Below are 17,917 nucleotides of genomic sequence, written 5' to 3'. Positions count from 1 at the left end.
CGACACGGCCACCGACAAGGACTTTCACCCGCAACGCGCCCGGCCCTGGTCGGCCGGGCGCGCTCCATGGAGCTGGACATGACATTCTCACCTGCCGACCACACACGTCTCGAGGCGTTCTGGCGCTACTGCCTCACCCACCAGTACTTCAATGTCGGCTACCCCGAATCCGCCGACTTCGACTACAGCCTGCTGCACCGTTTCATGCGCTTTTCCATCAACAACTGCGGCGACTGGAACGAGTACAGCAACTACCTGCTCAATTCCTTCGATTTCGAGCGCGAGGTGATGCGCTTCTTCGCCGAACTGTTCCACATCCCCTTCGAGGACAGCTGGGGCTACGTCACCAACGGCGGCACCGAAGGCAACATGTTCGGCTGCTACCTGGGCCGCGAGCTGTTCCCCGACGCCACGCTCTACTACTCCCAGGACACCCACTACTCGGTGGCCAAGATCGTCCGCCTGCTGCGCATCAAGGCCCAGGTGGTGGCGTCCCAGGCCAATGGCGAGATGGACTACGACGACCTGGTCGCACGGATCGCGGCCGACGGCGAGCACCACCCGATCATCTTCGCCAACATCGGCACCACCCTGCGCGGCGCCACTGACAACATCGCCACCATCCAGCAGCGCCTGGCCCAGGCCGGCATCCGCCGGGAGGACTACTACCTGCATGCCGACGCGGCACTCAGCGGCATGATCCTGCCCTTCGTCGACGCTCCCGAGCCCTACTCGTTCGCCGACGGCATCGACTCGATCTGCGTCTCGGGGCACAAGATGATCGGCTCGCCGATGCCCTGCGGCATCGTCGTGGCACGGCGCGCCAACGTCGAACGCATCTCGGTGGAGGTCGACTACATCAGCGCCCGCGACCAGACCATCAGCGGCTCGCGCAACGGCCACACGCCGCTGATGATGTGGGCCGCCCTGCGCAGCCGCTCCATGGACGACTGGCGTGAACGTATCCAACGCTGCCTGGACCTGGCCCAGCATGCGGTGGACCGGCTGCGGGCGGCGGGGATCGACGCCTGGCGCAATCCCAATTCGATCACCGTGGTGTTCCCCTGCCCCTCGGCCAGCGTGTGGAAGCGTCATTGCCTGGCCACCTCGGGCGACACCGCGCACTTGATCACCACCGCCCACCACCGGGACAGCACGCAGATCGATGCCTTGGTCGACGAGGTGATCGCCGATCTCAAGGCCCGTGGCAAGCCACCAGCCAGGCAACCGTTGCAAGGCGCCCTGGTCGACGGGCTGGCCACTCGCACCCAGGTCTACAGCACTGCCAGCCAGCCTCTGCGGGTGCCAGCGCCGGGCCTGGGAAAAGCCGAACCGCAACGCATCATCGCCCATCCCAAGGGCAGCGATAGCTGAACGCCGAGTCGTCATTCCGGGCGTTTGCATGTAAGCCTGTGCCTACAACGCGCGCGCCTGGAAGCTGGCGTGCCGAAAAACCGGGGGCGGGCTGATCCGCCCCTTGGCCGCCCCGCAGAGACCACCGCGCAGGCGACCCTCCGTGCGCGTTTGACAGCCCATGGCGTGGCTCTATAGTCCGTTTCCTGGCAACGGGAAGGATTTCTGTTTGCCTCGGACAAGAACCCCGCCATGTACAGGAGTTGCGTAATGGCCATGCTCACGGATGACGCTCCGTTCAAACCCGCCCTGCCTTGCCTTTTGCTCGCCCCCGCCTGCTTCGCCGTCAACCGACGACATTCCCGCCACTGACCGCAGCGCCAAAACCGACACCTGCCCGTGACCTGCCCTGGGCGGTCACTGCCTTCGTTCGCCTTCAATAAAGACAAAAGGTGCGTCATGACTGCGATCCGTTCGCCGCAAACGGCCGTTGCGCCGTTGCCGGAAACCGAAACACTGCGCTATCGCCCGGCCAACCCCGCCGATATCGAAGCCCTCGCCGCGCTGTTCCAGCAGGTCTATGGGCAGACCACCCACCCCTGCCAGAGCGCGTCCTACATCCGCCACTCGATGAGCAGCGGGCAACAGCAGTGGTTCGTCGCCGAGGCCGAGGGCAACCTGGCCGGTTGCTGCTGCATCGCCCGCCGCCCGTGGAACCAGTCGTGGGAGGTGTGCCACGGTGTTATTCACCCTGACGCGCGCAGGACCGGCGCCATCTCCAGCCTGGTCCGCCTCGGTTTCGAGACGCACCGGCCAGCGCCCATGGAACTGGGCTTCTACATTACCCGCAACATCGCCAGCCACGGTGTCATGAAGAAGATCCGCCCCGCCGTGCTGGTGGGCCATGACGGCGGCCCGGACAAGGTCGATGGCCTGCGCGAGTACCACCTGACCGCCATCCACCCTGTACCCCAGGCCGGCTTCGCGCACGTCGCCCCCTGGTACGTGACCACCCGCGCCGCCGACTATATCCGCAGGCTGCTCTACCCCGCCCTGCAGCTTGCCGTTGCCCCCGGCAGCTACCCGGACACCTACCTCAGCGGCCCGACCGGCATCGAACGCCATGGCCAGCTCAGCTACAGCCACGACCCGCAGGCCGCCGCGCTGATGCTGTCGGGCCAATGCGGCCGCTATGGCTCGACCCATGCCGTGCTGACCGAGCTGGGCGCGCTGCTGCGTCAGTATTCCCAGGCCGAGTACGTCGGCCTGGTGATCCTCGCCGACAAGCTGGAGCTGCTGGCCAGCCTGCGCCGCCTGGGCTTTGCGATCACCGCCTACCTGCCGGCCTGGCACCTGGAGAACGGCAGCCGCTACGACTGCATCCAGCTGGTGTTCCAGGACTTTGCCGTGGCGCCGCGCAGCCACGGTTTCGATGACGACATCGCCCGCTTCGACCTGGCCTACGCGCACTTGGCCAACAACCTCTGCAGCCTTCCCGCGGCCCCGGTTTCCCGGGCCGCCAGCTAACCGATCGGAGTTTCAGCAAGTGACCAAGGACCAATGGCTTAGTGTAAGAAAACAGATCCCCGACGGCGCCCGGGAACCCTGGACCGTGATGTTGTGGGTCGCCGACCTGCTGCTGCTGGCGGTGGCCTGGAACCTGTGGCTCGCCGACTCCACCGCCCTGCAGTTGCTGGGCCTGGCGCTGGCAGGTCTGGCCACCGTGCAGCTCTACCTGATCATGCACGAGGCGACCCACGGCGCCGCCTCGGCCAACCGTCGGTTCAACGACTTCATCGGCCACTGCAACGGCTGGCTGATCGCCCTGCCGTTCCTGGTCCGCCGGCGCTTCCACATGGCCCACCACACCTGGACTGCGCACCCGCTGAACGACCCGGAGAACCGCGGCATGATCGAGCGCTTCTCGGTGATGACCAAGAAGCAGGAGCGCACCCTGGAGTTCGTCTGGAAGCACTGGATCCCGATGATCGCCGCCAACCACTTCCTGCTCAACTGGCGCGCGCCCTTCATCGCCAAGGCCAAGGGCGACAGTTCGCCACGGATCCTCAAGGAGATCCGCTTCGCCCGCCTGTACCTGGCCGGCTACCTGGCGGCGGCCGTGCTGGCCTGGAGCCTGGGGCACCTGCTGGACCTGGTGCTGTTCTACCTGATCACCTGGGTGTTCCTGTTCTTCATGGTCGAGCTGCTCAACCTGCCGCACCACGCCGAGGCCCCGCTGCTCGCCCGCGATGCCGATCGCCTGCAGTTCTGGGAGCAGGACGGCGTGTCCCACGACTGCAAGAGCCTGCCGCTGTGGTCGCGCTTCGTGATCCTCAACTTCAACCTGCACATCGTCCACCATGCCTTCCCCTCGGTGCCCTGGTACCGCCTGGCCAAGGTGCAGAAGTTGCTGGGCGAGCATGAGCTCGGCCATGCGCCGTCGCAGACGCATGAATGGGAGTTCGCGGTGAAGAACCGACGCCGGCCGTTGTTGCAGCTGATGGGGCATTTCTTCGATCAGCGTGGCTGAGAACGTCACCCTCCCCTGTAGGCACGGGCAAGACCGTTCCTACAGGGCACCACCTGTCAAGCAAGCCCACCAAAGCGCTTGAAGTAACTCTCGTTGGCATCCGGCAACGGCCCATCCGCCGTCTCCAGCGCACTGGCCAGGTATTCCTCCGCCCTGCCCTGCACCAGCCGGTACAGGTTGCGGCACAGCTGCCGCGCCGCGCGGCCTTCCCAATCCCCCGGCAATAGCTCGTCCGGCAACTGCGGATCACGCAGCAGCAGGCGGCGGTACTCGTGGATCAGCAGCGTGCGCGCCAGGAAGCAGTCCTGCGGGCTTGGCGCGTCCAGGTCCTTCATCGCCTGCCACAACGGGCGGAACAGGTGGATGAACTCGCTGTAGTGCTGGCCCAGTTCCTCGATGTTCCAGCTTTCCCGCACCTGGGCGCGCAGGGCCTTGGAGGCCAGCACTTCCTGGGCGTGGGTCTCGAAGACGATGCAGTCGTCCTCGGCATCCTGCTCGCGCAGGGTCGCAGCGAGGTCGGCACGGTCGGTGCGCGGGCAGCCCAGCAGGTTCGCGCCCATGACGCCGAAGCCTTGCCACTCGAGCTCTTCACGCACGGCCTTGCGCTTGGTGGCATCGAGCTGGGCCAGCAGCACCAGGGTCCAGGCGCCGTTCCAGGCCGGCAGGCTGGCGCTGTAGACGCGCTTGAAGGCTTTTTCGAAGCGCCGCCGGCCGGTGCCGGTGAGGCTGTAATAGCTGCGCCGACCGACCTTTTCGGCGGTCAGCCAGCCTTCCTTGGTCAGGCGGAAGATCGAGGTGCGGATCAGCCGCTCGTTAATGCCCATCGGCTCCAGCAGGTTGATCAGGCTGCCCAGCCAGACCGTGCCGCCATGGGGTTCGATGGCATCGCCGTAGAGAGTGATGATCAGGGAGCTGGCGCGGATCGGCGTCTGCTCCTGGAAACGGGTGATCAGGTGATTCAGGGGGGCAAGGCTGCTCATGGGGGAACGAGGCGCGGCTAAAGCCTCGACTATACCTGCCTGCCGCGACCGCGCAAGGCTCATGCACCGCCCTCGGCCTTGGGCCTGAAGCCGGAGTCGCCCATGCGCGGGCGGTCCTGCTCCGGCGCGGTCAATGGCGGGCATTCCACCAGCGCGCTCAGGCAACGCCGGGCGAGGCTGTGGTATTCGGCGGTACCGCGCTGTTTCCAGGCCAGTTCCTGGTCGCTGAGCGGGCGCTTGGCCACGGCCGGCGCGCCGACCACCAGGTGTTGCTGCGGGCATTCGAAGCCGGCCTTGACGAAGGCCGTGGCGGCGACGATGCAGCGCGGGGCGATATGCGCGGCGTCCATGACCACCGCGTTCATGCCGACCAGGGCATCCTCGCCGATCCGGCAGCCGTGCAGCACGGCGCCATGGCCGATATGGCCGTTGCGCTCGACCACCGTGTCGCCGCCGGGAAAACCGTGCATCACGCAGGTGTCCTGCAGGTTGGCGCCCTCTTCCAGGATGATTCGCCCGAAATCGCCGCGCAGCGAGGCCAAGGGGCCGATGTAGCAGTTTGCGCCGACCAGCACGTCGCCGATCAGCACGGCGCTGGGGTGTACATAGGCGCTGGGATGGACCACGGGGGTCAGGCCGTCGAGGCGGTAGCAGGGCATGGGTCTGGCTCTCGATATGATTCAGAAGACTTGTTGATCCTGTATCAGATCAAATCCCTTAGTCAATGCCTTGCTGGTGTATCGCTTTCTTCACCAAGCTTCCGACCAGTGAAGACCTCATCACTAGGCAAGCCCGCCCCAATATCAGCTATGAAAGCAAGGCTGTGTGGGAGCGGGCTTGCCCCGCGATAGCGTCACTCGCCTCATATACAGATACGTAATTACAATTTCCACGTTGATTTTATGTATCGCATTGAACATATACTTGCCCCAGCACCACGAGCAACTCCAAGAAAAGCCGGCCCAAGCCGGCGCCGAACGTGCAGCCCGAGGTATCCCATGCCAAGCAACCTCATCGTGCAGGCCCCGGCGGACGGTGTCCGTCTGATCACCCTGCACCGCCCGCAAGCCCTGAACGCCCTGAACACAGCGCTGCTGGAAGAGCTGGCCGCAGAACTGCATGCCGCCGACCAGGATCCGCAGATCCGAGCCGTGGTCATCACCGGCAGCCGCAAGGCCTTCGCCGCCGGCGCCGATATCAACGAAATGGCCGAGCGCGACCTGGTCGGCATCCTCGACGACCCACGCGTGGCCCACTGGCAAAGCATCGCCGGTTTCGGCAAACCCCTGATCGCCGCGGTCAACGGCTTCGCCCTCGGCGGCGGCTGCGAACTGGTGATGTGCGCCGATATCGTCATCGCCGGCAGCGACGCCCGTTTCGGCCAGCCGGAAATCAACCTCGGCATCCTCCCCGGCGCCGGCGGCACCCAGCGCCTGCTGCGCGCCGTGGGCAAGCCGCTGGCCATGCAGATGGTCCTCGGTGGCGAGGCCATCGGCGCCCGCCATGCCCTGCAGGCCGGCTTGGTCAGTGAAGTCACCGAGCCCGAACTCACCGTCGAGCGTGCTCTGCAGGTGGCCGTAGCGGTCGCCGCCAAGGCGCCGCTGGCGGTGCGCCTGGCCAAGGAGGCGCTGCTCAAGGCCCAGGACATGGACCTGGCGAGCGGCCTGCGCTTCGAGCGCCACGCCTTCACCCTGCTGGCCGGCACCGCCGACCGCAACGAAGGCATCCGCGCCTTCCAGGAAAAACGCCCGGCCCGATTCCAAGGGCTGTAAGCCTTCCACCGACTGACGGAGCGAGCCAGTCATGTCTTTCCAGCACATCCTGTTTTCCATCGGCGACGACGGCGTTGCCCTCCTCTCGCTCAACCGGCCCGAGCAGCTCAACAGCTTCAATACCGCGATGCACCTGGAGGTGCGCGAGGCCTTGAAGCAGGTACGCCACAGCGAACGCGCCCGGGTACTGCTGCTGACCGGCGAAGGCCGTGGCTTCTGCGCAGGCCAGGACCTGGCCGACCGCAATGTCGCGCCCGGCGCCGAGCTGCCCGACCTTGGCCAGTCCATCGAGCAGTTCTACAACCCGCTGGTGCGCAGCCTGCGCGACCTGCCGCTGCCGGTGATCTGCGCGGTCAACGGCGTGGCCGCCGGTGCCGGGGCCAACCTGCCACTGGCCTGCGACCTGGTGCTGGCGGCACGCTCGGCGAGCTTCATCCAGGCGTTCTGCAAGATTGGCCTGGTGCCGGACTCCGGCGGCACCTGGTTGCTGCCCAGGCTGGTCGGCATGGCCCGGGCCAAGGCGCTGGCCCTGCTGGGCGAGCGCCTGAGCGCCGAGCAGGCCGAGCAATGGGGGCTGATCCACCGGGTGGTGGACGATGCCGCGCTGCGCGACGAAGCACTTGGCCTGGCCCGTCACCTGGCGGCCCAGCCCACCTACGGCCTGGCCTTGATCAAGCGTGCCCTCAACCAGAGCTTCGACAACCGCTTCGATGAGCAGCTGGAGCTCGAGCGCGACCTCCAGCGCCTGGCCGGGCGCAGCGAGGACTACCGCGAGGGCGTCAGCGCCTTCATGAACAAACGTACACCTGTGTTCAAGGGGCGCTGATCATGGCCGCACTCGACAATGACGCCCTGGTGGCAGTGATCGGCGCAGGCGCCATGGGGGCCGGCATCGCCCAGGTGGCGGCCCAGGCCGGCCATCCCGTGCGCCTCTACGATACGCGCCCCGGCGCCGCCGAGCAGGCGATCGAAGGCATCGATCGCCTGCTCGGCCGGCAGGTGGAAAAAGGCAAGCTTGCGCCTGACAGCCGCAGCGTGATCCGCGACCGGCTGCAACCGGTGGATACCCTCGACGCCCTGGCCGACGCCCATCTGGTGATCGAAGCCATCGTCGAACAACTGCCTGTCAAACAGGACCTGCTGCGTCGGCTTGAAGGCCTGTGCGCCACGGACTGCATCCTGGCCAGCAACACTTCCTCGCTGTCGATCACCAGCCTCGCCGCCGGGCTCAAACACCCGGAGCGGGTCATTGGCATGCACTTCTTCAACCCGGCGCCCTTGATGGCGCTGGTGGAGGTCGTCTCCGGGCTGGCCACCGCGCCGAGCCTGGCGGCCACGCTTTACGACACCGCCCGCGCCTGGGGCAAGCAACCGGTGCATGCCCGTTCGACGCCGGGCTTTATCGTCAACCGCGTGGCCCGGCCCTTCTATGCCGAAAGCCTGCGCCTGCTGCAGGAAGGCGCCGCCGACTGCGCCACCCTCGATGCCCTGCTGCGCGATGCCGGGGGCTTTCGCATGGGCGCATTCGAACTCACCGACTTGATCGGCCACGACGTCAACTACGCGGTGACCTGCTCGGTGTTCGAAGCCTTCTATGGCGATTTCCGCTTTCAGCCGTCGCTGGTGCAGAAAGAGCTGGTCGACGCAGGACGGCTCGGGCGCAAGACCGGCCAAGGCTTCTACAGCTACACCGAAGGTACCGAGCGGCCAGAGCCCGCAACGCTCACCAGTCAGACGTCTGTCAAACGCTGCACGGTGGAGGGTGACCTGGGTGCCCTGCAGCCCCTGGTCGAGCGCTTGCGCGCCAATGGTGTCGGCGTCACCGAACGCGCCGGCACCGGCCTGCTCCGTGTGGGAGATGCCACCCTGGCGTTGTCCGATGGCCGCCTGGCCAGCCAGCGCGCCCGCGAGGACGGCTTGCGCAACCTGGTGCTGCTGGACCTGGCCCTGGACTACGCCAGCGCCCCGCGCCTGGCCATCAGCCACGGCGCCGAATGCGGCGCCGTGGCCCTGGACCAGGCCGTCGCCCTGCTTGCCCGGGCCGGCCTGAGCGCCTGCCAGGTGGCCGACCTGCCCGGCCTGGTGGTGCTGCGCACCGTGGCCATGCTCGCCAACGAAGCCGCCGACGCCGTGCTGCAAGGCGTCGCCACCCCCGGCGACATCGACCTGGCGATGCGCGCCGGGGTCAACTACCCGCGCGGCCCGCTGGCCTGGGCCGACCAGCTGGGCATCGGCTACACCCTGAACGTGCTCGACAACCTGCAACGCAGCTACGGCGAGGAACGTTACCGGCCGTCCCTGTTGCTGCGCCGCACCCACGCCGAAGGAGGCCGCCTGCATGGCTGATCAATCCACACACGCTTTGGCCCGCGCCTGCGCCGAGGCCATGTTCGGCCGTGACGCCGCCAGCCAGGGCCTGGGCATCGAGCTGCTCGAAGCCGGCCCCGGCAGCGCCCGCCTGGGCATGACCGTGCGCGCCGACATGATCCAGGGCCACGGCACCTGCCATGGCGGCTACCTGTTCGCCCTGGCCGATTCGGCCTTCGCCTTCGCCTGCAACAGCTACGATGAAGCGGCCGTGGCCCTGGGTTGCAGCATCGACTATGTGGCCCCGGCGCGGCTCGGCGACCGCCTGCAGGCCAGCGCCAGCGAACAAAGCCGCAAAGGCCGCACCGGCAACTACGACGTGCGCATCGAGAACCAGCAGGGCGAGCTGATCGCCCTGTTCCACGGCAAATCCTACAAAGTGCGCGGCACCGTGCTGTCGCCGGAGACTTCAAATGACTGACGCCAGCCTGCCCCACGCGCTGATCATCGATGCCGTGCGCACCCCCATCGGCCGCTACGGCGGCGCCCTGTCGAGCGTGCGCCCCGACGACCTTGCCGCGGTGCCGATCAAGGCGCTGATGGCGCGCCATCCCGGGCTGGACTGGGCGGCGCTGGACGATGTGATCTTCGGCTGCGCCAACCAGGCCGGCGAAGACAACCGCAACATCGCGCGCATGGCCGGCCTGCTGGCCGGGCTGCCGATCGAGGTGCCCGGCACCACGATCAACCGCCTGTGTGGCTCGGGCCTCGACGCCATCGGCAACGCTGCCCGCGCCCTGCGCTGCGGCGAAGCCGGGCTGATGCTGGCCGGCGGCGTCGAGTCGATGTCGCGGGCACCCTTCGTCATGGGCAAGTCGGAACAGGCCTTTGGCCGCAGCGCGCAACTGTTCGACACCACCATCGGCTGGCGCTTCGTCAACCCTTCGATGCAGGCGCAATACGGCATCGATTCGATGCCCGAAACCGCCGAGAACGTCGCCGAGCGCTTCGACATCTCCCGCGAAGACCAGGATGCCTTCGCCCTGCGCAGCCAGCTCAAGGCCGCCGCCGCCCAGGCCAATGGCCGTCTGGCCCAGGAGATCGTCGCGGTGGAGATCCCGCAGCGCAAAGGCCCGCCCAAACGCGTCGAGCATGATGAACATCCACGAGGCGACACCACCCTGGAACAACTGGCGCGCCTGGGCACGCCGTTCCGTGAGGGCGGCAGCGTCACCGCCGGCAATGCCTCGGGGGTCAATGACGGCGCCTGCGCCCTGCTGCTGGCCAGCCCACGGGCCGCGCAACGCCACGGCCTCAAGGCCCGTGGCCGGGTGCTCGGCCTGGCGGTGGCGGGCGTCGAGCCACGCCTCATGGGCATCGGCCCGGTGCCGGCGACCCACAAGGTACTGGAGCTGACCGGCCTGGCGCTGGCCGACATGGACGTGATCGAGCTCAACGAAGCCTTTGCCGCCCAGGGCCTGGCCGTGCTGCGCGAGCTGGGCCTGGCCGACGACGATCCGCGGGTCAACCCCAACGGTGGCGCCATTGCCCTGGGCCACCCGCTGGGCATGAGCGGCGCACGACTGGTCACCACCGCCCTGCACCAGCTGGAGCAGACCGGCGGCCGTTACGCCCTGTGCACCATGTGCATCGGCGTCGGCCAGGGCATCGCCCTGGTGATCGAGCGCCTCTGATCAGCCGCCAGAGACGCCACGCGACGCGGGCAGTATGCTGCCTGCCATGACACTCAGGGCCCCGGCCCACGACAAGAACAACTCGAGTGAAACCATGAATCTCTACCACGATGCCGACCGCGCCCTGCTCGACCCGATGGAAACCGCCAGCCTCGACGCACTGCGCCAGCACCAGCTGGAGCGCCTGCGCTGGAGCCTGAACCACGCCTACGCCAATGTGCCGCTGTACCGCCAGCGCTTCGACGCCTGTGGCGCCCATCCCGACGACCTGAAATCGCTGGAGGACCTGGCCCGCTTCCCCTTCACCGGCAAGAACGACCTGCGCGACAACTACCCCTACGGCATGTTTGCCGTGCCCCAGGACCAGGTGGTGCGCCTGCACGCCTCCAGCGGCACCACCGGCAAGCCGACGGTGGTCGGCTACACCCAGAACGACATCGACACCTGGGCCAACGTGGTGGCGCGCTCGATTCGCGCCGCCGGCGGGCGCCGCGGCGACAAGGTGCATGTCTCCTACGGCTACGGCCTGTTCACCGGCGGCCTGGGCGCGCACTACGGCGCCGAGCGCCTGGGCTGCACGGTGATCCCCATGTCCGGCGGCCAGACCGAGAAGCAGGTGCAGCTGATCCGCGACTTCCAGCCGGACATCATCATGGTCACCCCCTCGTACATGCTCAACCTCGCCGACGAGATCGAGCGCCAGGGCATCGACCCGCACGACCTCAAGCTGCGCCTGGGCATCTTCGGCGCCGAACCCTGGACCGACGAACTGCGCCGCGCCATCGAGCAGCGCCTGGGCATCGACGCCCTGGATATCTACGGGCTGTCGGAAATCATGGGCCCGGGCGTGGCCATGGAGTGCATCGAGACCAAGGACGGCCCGACCATCTGGGAAGACCATTTCTACCCCGAGATCATCGACCCGGTCACAGGCCAGGTGCTGCCGGACGGCCAGCTCGGCGAGCTGGTGTTCACCTCGCTGAGCAAGGAGGCGTTGCCGATGGTGCGCTACCGCACCCGCGACCTCACCCGCCTGCTGCCGGGCACGGCGCGGCCGATGCGGCGCATCGGCAAGATCACCGGGCGCAGCGACGACATGCTGATCATTCGCGGGGTCAATGTGTTCCCGACGCAGATCGAGGAACAGGTACTCAAGATAAAACAGCTTTCCGAGCTATATGAGATCCACCTGTATCGTAATGGAAATCTCGACAGCGTCGAGGTGCATGTTGAACTGCGCAGCGACAGCCAGTACCTCGACGAGGGCCAGCGCAAGCAAGTGGTGGGTGAACTGGCGAAGCAGATCAAGACCTACATCGGCATCAGCACGCAGATCCAGTTGCAGCCGTGCGGCACGCTGAAACGCTCGGAAGGCAAGGCCTGTCATGTGTATGACAAGCGCCTGGCCAGCTGACCGATAGCGGTTCCTGGAAAGCCCCGGCCAAGTTCCGGGGCTTTTTTTCGCCTGGCCGAACGTTATCGCGGGGCAAGCCCGCTGCCACGCCCGGCCAACTCATGCGAAAGCGATACACAAATCTTATTTGATACATCAAATACTGTTTGATGTTGTGTTTTGTATCGCTTATAAATGACCCACGCCCCAAGCAGCCCATCAGCGGGAGCACGACCATGTACGCACAGCTCGTAGAAACCGGCGTCAAGCGCCTGAAGACCCTGGAAGAGATGTCGCCCGAAGAGCGCGCCTTCCAGGAGAAGATCGACGCCGAGATCAAGATCGAAGCCAAGAACTGGATGCCCGAGGCCTACCGCCAGACGCTCATCCGCCAGATTTCCCAGCACGCCCATTCCGAGATCGTCGGCATGCTCCCGGAAGGCAACTGGGTCACTCGCGCCCCTTCGCTCAAGCGCAAGCTGCAGTTGATGGCCAAGATCCAGGACGAGGCCGGCCACGGTCTGTACCTGTACAGCGCCATGGAAACCCTTGGCGCCGACCGCGACCAAGAGATCGCCAAGCTGCACAGCGGCAAGGCCAAGTACTCGAGCATCTTCAACTACCCGACCCTGAGCTGGGCCGACATGGGCGCGGTCGGCTGGCTGGTGGACGGCGCGGCGATCGTCAACCAGGTGGTGCTGCAGCGCACCTCCTACGGCCCCTACTCCCGCGCCATGATCCGCATCTGCAAGGAAGAAAGCTTCCACCAGCGCCAGGGCTACGAACTGCTGCTGACCATGATGCGCCACGGTACCCAGGCGCAGAAGGACATGGTCCAGGACGCCATCGACCGCCTGTGGTGGCCGGCGCTGATGATGTTCGGCCCCAGCGACGAACATTCGCCCAATAGCGCGCAATCCATGGCCTGGAAGATCAAGCGCCAGAGCAACGACGAACTGCGCCAGCGCTTCATCGACCAGACCGTGCCGCAGCTGGAACTGCTCGGCTGCACCGCTCCCGACCCTGAGCTCAGGTGGAACGCCGAACGCGGCCATTACGACTTCGGCCAGATCCAGTGGGAAGAGTTCTACGAGGTGCTCAAGGGCAACGGCCCATGCAACCAGGAGCGCGTCGCCACCCGCCGCAAGGCCATCGAAGACGGCGCCTGGGTACGCGAGGCCGCCGTGGCCTATGCGCGCAAGCAACACAACAAGAACGCCGCCTGAAGCGGCCATCGATGCGGAGATCGAGCATGTCTGACTGGACCCTCTACGAAGTATTCGTGCGCAGCAAGCACGGCCTGAACCACAAGCACGTCGGCAGCGTGCATGCCGCCGACGCCGCCATGGCCATTGAGAACGCCCGCGAGCTGTACACCCGCCGCAGCGAAGGCGTGAGCCTGTGGGTGGTGCCCTCGGCGCTGATCACCGCCTCTTCGCCCGACGAGAAGGACCCACTGTTCGCCCCGGCGGACGACAAGGTCTACCGCCATGCCAGCTTCTACGAGCTGCCCGCCGAAGTCGGACACATGTGAGGCCCGCCATGCACAAGCAAGCACTCATCCAATACCTGCTGCTGCTCGGCGACAGCGCCCTGGTCCAGGGCCAGCGCCTGTGCGAGTGGTGCGGCAAGGCGCCGGCGCTGGAAGAAGAACTGGCGCTGATGAACGTCGGCCTCGACCTGGTGGGCCAGGCGCGCAACTGGCTGGACTATGCCGCCGAACTGTTGGACGACGGCCGCGACGCCGATGCCCTGGCGTTCCGCCGCGACGAGCGCGCCTACCGCAACCTGCTGCTGGTCGAACAACCCAACGGCGACTACGCCGTCACCATGCTCAAGCAGTTCCTCTACGACGCCTGGCACCACGCCACGCTTGAAGCGCTCGGCGCCTCGCGCGATGAACGCATCGCCGGCATCGCCGCCAAGGCCCTGAAAGAAGTCACCTACCACCTGCGCCGCTCCGGCGAATGGGTGCAGCGCCTGGGCGGCGGCACTGATGAAAGCCGTCGGCGCATGCTCGAAGCCATCCCGACACTGTGGCGCTTCACGGTCGAATTGAGCGTGGCCAACGACGGCGAAGTCCAGCTGGCCAATGCCGGTGTCGGCGCCGATCCGGCGCGGATCGCCCAGCACTGGCTGAACACCGTCACGGCCATCTTCGCCTCGGTCGACCTGCCCCTGCCCAAGGCCGCCAGCCACTTCTACCTGGACGGGCGCAAGGGCCTGCACAGCGAACACCTCGGCCTGCTGCTGGCTGAAATGCAGTGCCTGCCGCGAGCCTACCCCGATGCGACCTGGTGAGCTGATCGCCGGCGACCGCGGCGCCAGGGCCTTGCGCGATGGCGACCTGAGCCGGGCCTGGGCGGTACTGGCCGAGGTGATGGACCCGGAAGTGCCAGTGGTCAGCGTGGTCGACCTGGGTGTCGTACGCGACCTCGACTGGCGCGCCGGCCACCTGCACCTGGTGGTCACCCCGACCTACTCTGGCTGCCCGGCCACCGAGGTGATCGAGAGTGACATTCGCCAGGCCCTGGAACAGGCCGGTTTCGCTGAGCCTGCGCTGGAGCGTCGTTTCACCCCGGCATGGAGCACTGACTGGATCAGTGCGCAAGGCCGTGAGCGGCTGCGCGCCTACGGCATCGCCCCACCCGAGGGCAGCGCCAACCTGCGCGGTGCGGCACCCAGCGTGTGTTGCCCGCAGTGCGGCAGCGCCGATACCGAACTGCTCAGCCAGTTTGGCTCCACCGCCTGCAAGGCCCTGTACCGCTGCCGCGCCTGCCTGGAACCGTTCGACTATTTCAAATGCCTTTGAGCCGTGGAGAATGCCATGAGCCAGTTTCACAGCCTGACCATCAAGCAAGTGCGCCAGGAGACCCGCGACGCGGTGTCCATCGCCTTCGACGTGCCCGCGCACCTGCGCGATGAGTTCCGTTTCACCCAGGGCCAGTACCTGGTCATGCGTACCCAGCTCGACGACGAGGAAGTGCGCCGCTCCTATTCGATCTGCAGCGCAGTGCAGGATGGCGAGCTGCGCGTGGCGGTCAAGCGCGTGCCGGGCGGTCGTTTCTCGGCCTTCGCCAACGAAGTGCTCAAGGCCGGCCAGCAATTGGAGGTGATGCCTCCGTCGGGCAACTTCTTCGTGCCACTGGAGCCGACGCGCCGGGGCAACTACCTGGGCGTGGCCGCAGGCAGCGGCATCACTCCGCTCCTGTCGCTGGTCGCCACCACGCTGGCCACTGAACCAGACAGCCGCTTCACCTTGCTGTACGGCAACCGCGCCAGCAACAGCGCGCTGTTCCGCGACCGCCTCGAGGACCTGAAGAACCAGTACCTCGAGCGCCTCAACCTGATCTTCGTGTTCAGCCGCGAGCAACAGGACGTCGACCTGTACAACGGCCGCATCGACGCCGACAAGTGCGGCCAGCTGTTCTCCCGCTGGCTCGACGTGACCTCACTCGATGCCGCCTTCATCTGCGGCCCCCAGGCGATGACCGAAACCGTGCGCGACAGCCTGCAGGCCAACGGCATGGACAAGGCGCGCATCCACTATGAACTGTTCGCCGCCACCGGCAGCGAAGCCCGCCGCGAGGCCCGTGAAGCGGCCCGCGAGCTGGATTCGGCAGTCAGCCAGGTGACCGTGATCAGCGATGGCCGCGCCCTGGCCTTCGACCTGCCGCGCAACACCCGCAGCGTGCTCGACGCCGGCAATGCCATCGGCGCCGAGCTGCCGTACTCGTGCAAGGCCGGGGTGTGCTCGACCTGCAAGTGCAAGGTGATCGAGGGCGAGGTGGAGATGGACAGCAACCATGCCCTGGAAGACTACGAAGTGGCCGCCGGGTATGTGCTGTCGTGCCAGACCTACCCGCTGAGCGACAAGGTGGTGCTCGACTTCGATCAGCTTTGAGACCGCATTGCCTTCATCGCTGGCTTGCCAGCGATGAAGCCCTCGGCAACACCCGCGTGACCTGAAAAACAATTACAACAGCCAGAGAGAACGCTCCCATGACACCCGAACACATCGAAACCATCAGCAACCACCCCGCCTTCGTGCAACTGATCAAGCGCAAGCGCCGCCTCAACGGCAGCCTGACCCTGACCATGTTTGTCGCCTATTACGGCTTCGTCCTGCTGGTGGCCTTCGCCCCGGGCGTGCTCGGCCAGTCCCTCAGCGGCGGGGTGACCAGCGTCGGCATGCTGGTGGGCGTGTTGATGGTGCTGCTGTCCTTCGCCCTCACCGGCATCTACATGCACCGCGCCAACCGCGTCATCGACCCGCTCAACGAAGTGGTCAAGCAGGAGTGCGCGCGATGAACTGGACCGCCATCTCGATGTTCCTGGTGTTCGTCTGCTTCACCTTGCTGGTGACCCGCTGGGCCGCCCTGCGTACCCGCTCGGCCAGCGACTTCTACACCGCCGGCGGCGGCCTCACCGGCATGCAGAACGGCCTGGCGATCGCCGGCGACATGATCAGCGCCGCGTCCTTCCTGGGCATCTCCGCGATGATGTTCATGAACGGCTACGACGGCCTGCTGTATGCCCTGGGCGTGCTGGCCGGTTGGCCGATCATCCTGTTCCTGATCGCCGAACGCCTGCGCAACCTGGGCAAGTACACTTTCGCCGACGTGGTCTCCTACCGCCTGGCCCAGGCCCCGGTGCGCCTGACCTCGGCCTTCGGCACCCTGGCCGTGGCGCTGATGTACCTGGTGGCGCAGATGGTCGGCGCCGGCAAGCTGATCGAGCTGCTGTTCGGCATCAACTACCTGTACGCGGTGATGCTGGTGGGTGCGCTGATGGTGCTGTACGTCACCTTCGGCGGCATGCTCGCCACCACCTGGGTGCAGATCATCAAGGCGGTGATGCTGCTCTCCGGCACCACCTTCATGGCGTTCATGGTGCTCAGGCATTTCGGCTTCAGCAGCGAGGCAATGTTCGCCAGCGCCGTGGCCGTGCACGCCAAGGGCCAGGCGATCATGGCGCCGGGCGCGCTGCTGTCCAACCCGGTGGATGCCATTTCCCTGGGCCTGGGCATGATGTTCGGCACTGCCGGCCTGCCGCATATCCTCATGCGCTTCTTCACCGTCAGCGACGCCAAGGAAGCGCGCAAGAGCGTGTTCTACGCCACCGGCTTCATCGGCTACTTCTATCTGCTGCTGATCGTCATCGGCTTCGGCGCCATCGTCATGGTCGGTACCGAGCCGTCCTACCGCGACGCCACCGGGGCGATCATCGGCGGCGGCAACATGGTCGCCGTGCACCTGGCCCAGGCGGTGGGCGGCAACCTGTTCCTCGGCTTCATCTCGGCGGTGGCCTTCGCCACCATCCTCGCCGTGGTCGCCGGCCTTGCGCTGTCCGGCGCCTCGGCGGTATCCCACGACCTGTACGCCTGCGTGGTGCGCAAGGGCCAGGCCAGCGAACAGGAAGAAATGCGCGTATCGCGCCTGGCCACCTTGGGGATCGGCCTGTTCGCGGTGCTGCTGGGGCTGCTGTTCGAGTCGCAGAACATCGCCTTCCTCTCAGGCCTGGTGCTGGCGGTGGCCGCCTCGGTCAACTTCCCGGTGCTGCTGCTCTCGATGTTCTGGAAGGGCCTGACCACCCGTGGCGCGGTGGGCGGCAGCCTGGCCGGGCTGGTCTCGGCGATCGTGCTGGTGGTGCTGGGCCCGGCGGTGTGGGTCAACGTGCTGCACAACGAACGGGCGCTGTTCCCCTACAGCAACCCGGCACTGTTCTCCATGTCGCTGGCCTTCCTCGCGGCCTGGGCCTTCTCGGTCACCGACGGCTCGCAGCGGGCGCACGAAGAGCGTGGGCGCTACCTGGCCCAGTTCATCCGCTCCATGACCGGTATCGGCGCCGCCGGTGCCAGCAAGCACTGACTTCAAGAACAATAACAA

At 66.6% G+C, this 17,917-nt stretch carries 17 protein-coding genes and 1 pseudogene; 16 read left to right on the top strand and 2 right to left on the bottom strand.

Features of this window, described 5'->3' with window-relative positions; all coding sequences use genetic code 11:
- Positions 1 to 78 precede the first annotated feature (78 nt).
- From BMY03_RS00165 to BMY03_RS00155, 3 genes are all read left to right on the top strand, one after another.
- Positions 79 to 1,374, top strand: a complete 1,296-nt coding sequence (locus BMY03_RS00165) for a histidine decarboxylase (RefSeq protein WP_094009908.1) — start codon at positions 79 to 81, stop codon at positions 1,372 to 1,374.
- Between the two features lie 438 nt (positions 1,375 to 1,812).
- Positions 1,813 to 2,880 (top strand): GNAT family N-acetyltransferase, encoded by a 1,068-nt coding sequence (locus tag BMY03_RS00160; protein ID WP_094009907.1) that lies wholly within the window; start codon positions 1,813 to 1,815, stop codon positions 2,878 to 2,880.
- 19 nt (positions 2,881 to 2,899) lie between these two features.
- Positions 2,900 to 3,883 (top strand): fatty acid desaturase family protein, encoded by a 984-nt coding sequence (locus BMY03_RS00155; RefSeq protein ID WP_094009906.1) that lies wholly within the window; start codon positions 2,900 to 2,902, stop codon positions 3,881 to 3,883.
- A 56-nt stretch (positions 3,884 to 3,939) separates the two neighbouring features.
- Here the strand turns inward: BMY03_RS00155 and paaX are convergent, their stop codons facing one another.
- Complete coding sequence (paaX, locus tag BMY03_RS00150; protein ID WP_094009905.1) at positions 3,940 to 4,863, bottom strand: phenylacetic acid degradation operon negative regulatory protein PaaX; 924 nt, start codon at positions 4,861 to 4,863, stop codon at positions 3,940 to 3,942.
- A 59-nt stretch (positions 4,864 to 4,922) separates the two neighbouring features.
- Positions 4,923 to 5,522, bottom strand: a complete 600-nt coding sequence (gene paaY, locus BMY03_RS00145; protein WP_094009904.1) for a phenylacetic acid degradation protein PaaY — start codon at positions 5,520 to 5,522, stop codon at positions 4,923 to 4,925.
- A gap of 339 nt (positions 5,523 to 5,861) precedes the next feature.
- Between paaY and paaF the strand changes: the two genes are divergently transcribed.
- The 13 genes and pseudogenes from paaF to BMY03_RS00080 form a co-directional block, all read left to right on the top strand.
- The gene (paaF, locus tag BMY03_RS00140) at positions 5,862 to 6,635 is read left to right on the top strand and encodes a 2,3-dehydroadipyl-CoA hydratase PaaF (RefSeq protein ID WP_094009903.1); all 774 of its coding nucleotides are present in this window, start codon (positions 5,862 to 5,864) and stop codon (positions 6,633 to 6,635) included.
- A gap of 31 nt (positions 6,636 to 6,666) precedes the next feature.
- Positions 6,667 to 7,461, top strand: a complete 795-nt coding sequence (paaG, locus tag BMY03_RS00135; protein ID WP_094009902.1) for a 2-(1,2-epoxy-1,2-dihydrophenyl)acetyl-CoA isomerase PaaG — start codon at positions 6,667 to 6,669, stop codon at positions 7,459 to 7,461.
- 2 nt (positions 7,462 to 7,463) lie between these two features.
- The gene (gene paaH / locus BMY03_RS00130) at positions 7,464 to 8,981 is read left to right on the top strand and encodes a 3-hydroxyacyl-CoA dehydrogenase PaaH (RefSeq protein ID WP_094009901.1); all 1,518 of its coding nucleotides are present in this window, start codon (positions 7,464 to 7,466) and stop codon (positions 8,979 to 8,981) included.
- Positions 8,974 to 9,423, top strand: coding sequence for a hydroxyphenylacetyl-CoA thioesterase PaaI (paaI, locus tag BMY03_RS00125; RefSeq protein ID WP_038706126.1), 450 nt, complete (start codon positions 8,974 to 8,976; stop codon positions 9,421 to 9,423). The genes paaH and paaI overlap by 8 nt, the downstream gene beginning before the upstream one ends.
- Complete coding sequence (gene pcaF / locus BMY03_RS00120) at positions 9,416 to 10,636, top strand: 3-oxoadipyl-CoA thiolase (RefSeq protein ID WP_094009900.1); 1,221 nt, start codon at positions 9,416 to 9,418, stop codon at positions 10,634 to 10,636. Before paaI ends, pcaF begins: the two co-directional genes overlap by 8 nt.
- A 94-nt stretch (positions 10,637 to 10,730) precedes the next feature.
- On the top strand, positions 10,731 to 12,050 hold the full coding sequence (gene paaK, locus BMY03_RS00115; protein ID WP_038707537.1) for a phenylacetate--CoA ligase PaaK: 1,320 nt from the start codon (positions 10,731 to 10,733) through the stop codon (positions 12,048 to 12,050).
- Positions 12,051 to 12,265: 215 nt separating this feature from the next.
- Positions 12,266 to 13,255 (top strand): 1,2-phenylacetyl-CoA epoxidase subunit PaaA, encoded by a 990-nt coding sequence (paaA, locus tag BMY03_RS00110; RefSeq protein WP_094009899.1) that lies wholly within the window; start codon positions 12,266 to 12,268, stop codon positions 13,253 to 13,255.
- Between the two features lie 26 nt (positions 13,256 to 13,281).
- Positions 13,282 to 13,563 (top strand): 1,2-phenylacetyl-CoA epoxidase subunit PaaB, encoded by a 282-nt coding sequence (gene paaB, locus BMY03_RS00105; RefSeq protein ID WP_023631078.1) that lies wholly within the window; start codon positions 13,282 to 13,284, stop codon positions 13,561 to 13,563.
- Between the two features lie 8 nt (positions 13,564 to 13,571).
- Positions 13,572 to 14,330 (top strand): 1,2-phenylacetyl-CoA epoxidase subunit PaaC, encoded by a 759-nt coding sequence (gene paaC, locus BMY03_RS00100; RefSeq protein WP_094009898.1) that lies wholly within the window; start codon positions 13,572 to 13,574, stop codon positions 14,328 to 14,330.
- The gene (gene paaD / locus BMY03_RS00095; protein WP_094009897.1) at positions 14,317 to 14,841 is read left to right on the top strand and encodes a 1,2-phenylacetyl-CoA epoxidase subunit PaaD; all 525 of its coding nucleotides are present in this window, start codon (positions 14,317 to 14,319) and stop codon (positions 14,839 to 14,841) included. Before paaC ends, paaD begins: the two co-directional genes overlap by 14 nt.
- Before the next feature lie 15 nt (positions 14,842 to 14,856).
- The gene (gene paaE / locus BMY03_RS00090) at positions 14,857 to 15,933 is read left to right on the top strand and encodes a 1,2-phenylacetyl-CoA epoxidase subunit PaaE (RefSeq protein ID WP_094009896.1); all 1,077 of its coding nucleotides are present in this window, start codon (positions 14,857 to 14,859) and stop codon (positions 15,931 to 15,933) included.
- A gap of 98 nt (positions 15,934 to 16,031) precedes the next feature.
- Positions 16,032 to 16,340, top strand: coding sequence for a DUF485 domain-containing protein (locus BMY03_RS00085; RefSeq protein ID WP_023631978.1), 309 nt, complete (start codon positions 16,032 to 16,034; stop codon positions 16,338 to 16,340).
- Positions 16,331 to 17,899, top strand: a pseudogene (locus BMY03_RS00080) (cation acetate symporter); the annotation flags it as partial. The gene BMY03_RS00085 and the pseudogene BMY03_RS00080, both read left to right, overlap by 10 nt.
- Positions 17,900 to 17,917 lie beyond the last annotated feature (18 nt).

Source organism: Pseudomonas soli (genome assembly GCF_900110655.1).
Taxonomy (GTDB): Bacteria; Pseudomonadota; Gammaproteobacteria; order Pseudomonadales; family Pseudomonadaceae; genus Aquipseudomonas; species Aquipseudomonas soli.
The sequence above is the reverse complement of the archived record's forward strand: the minus strand, read 5'-3'. Positions and strand labels throughout refer to the sequence as shown.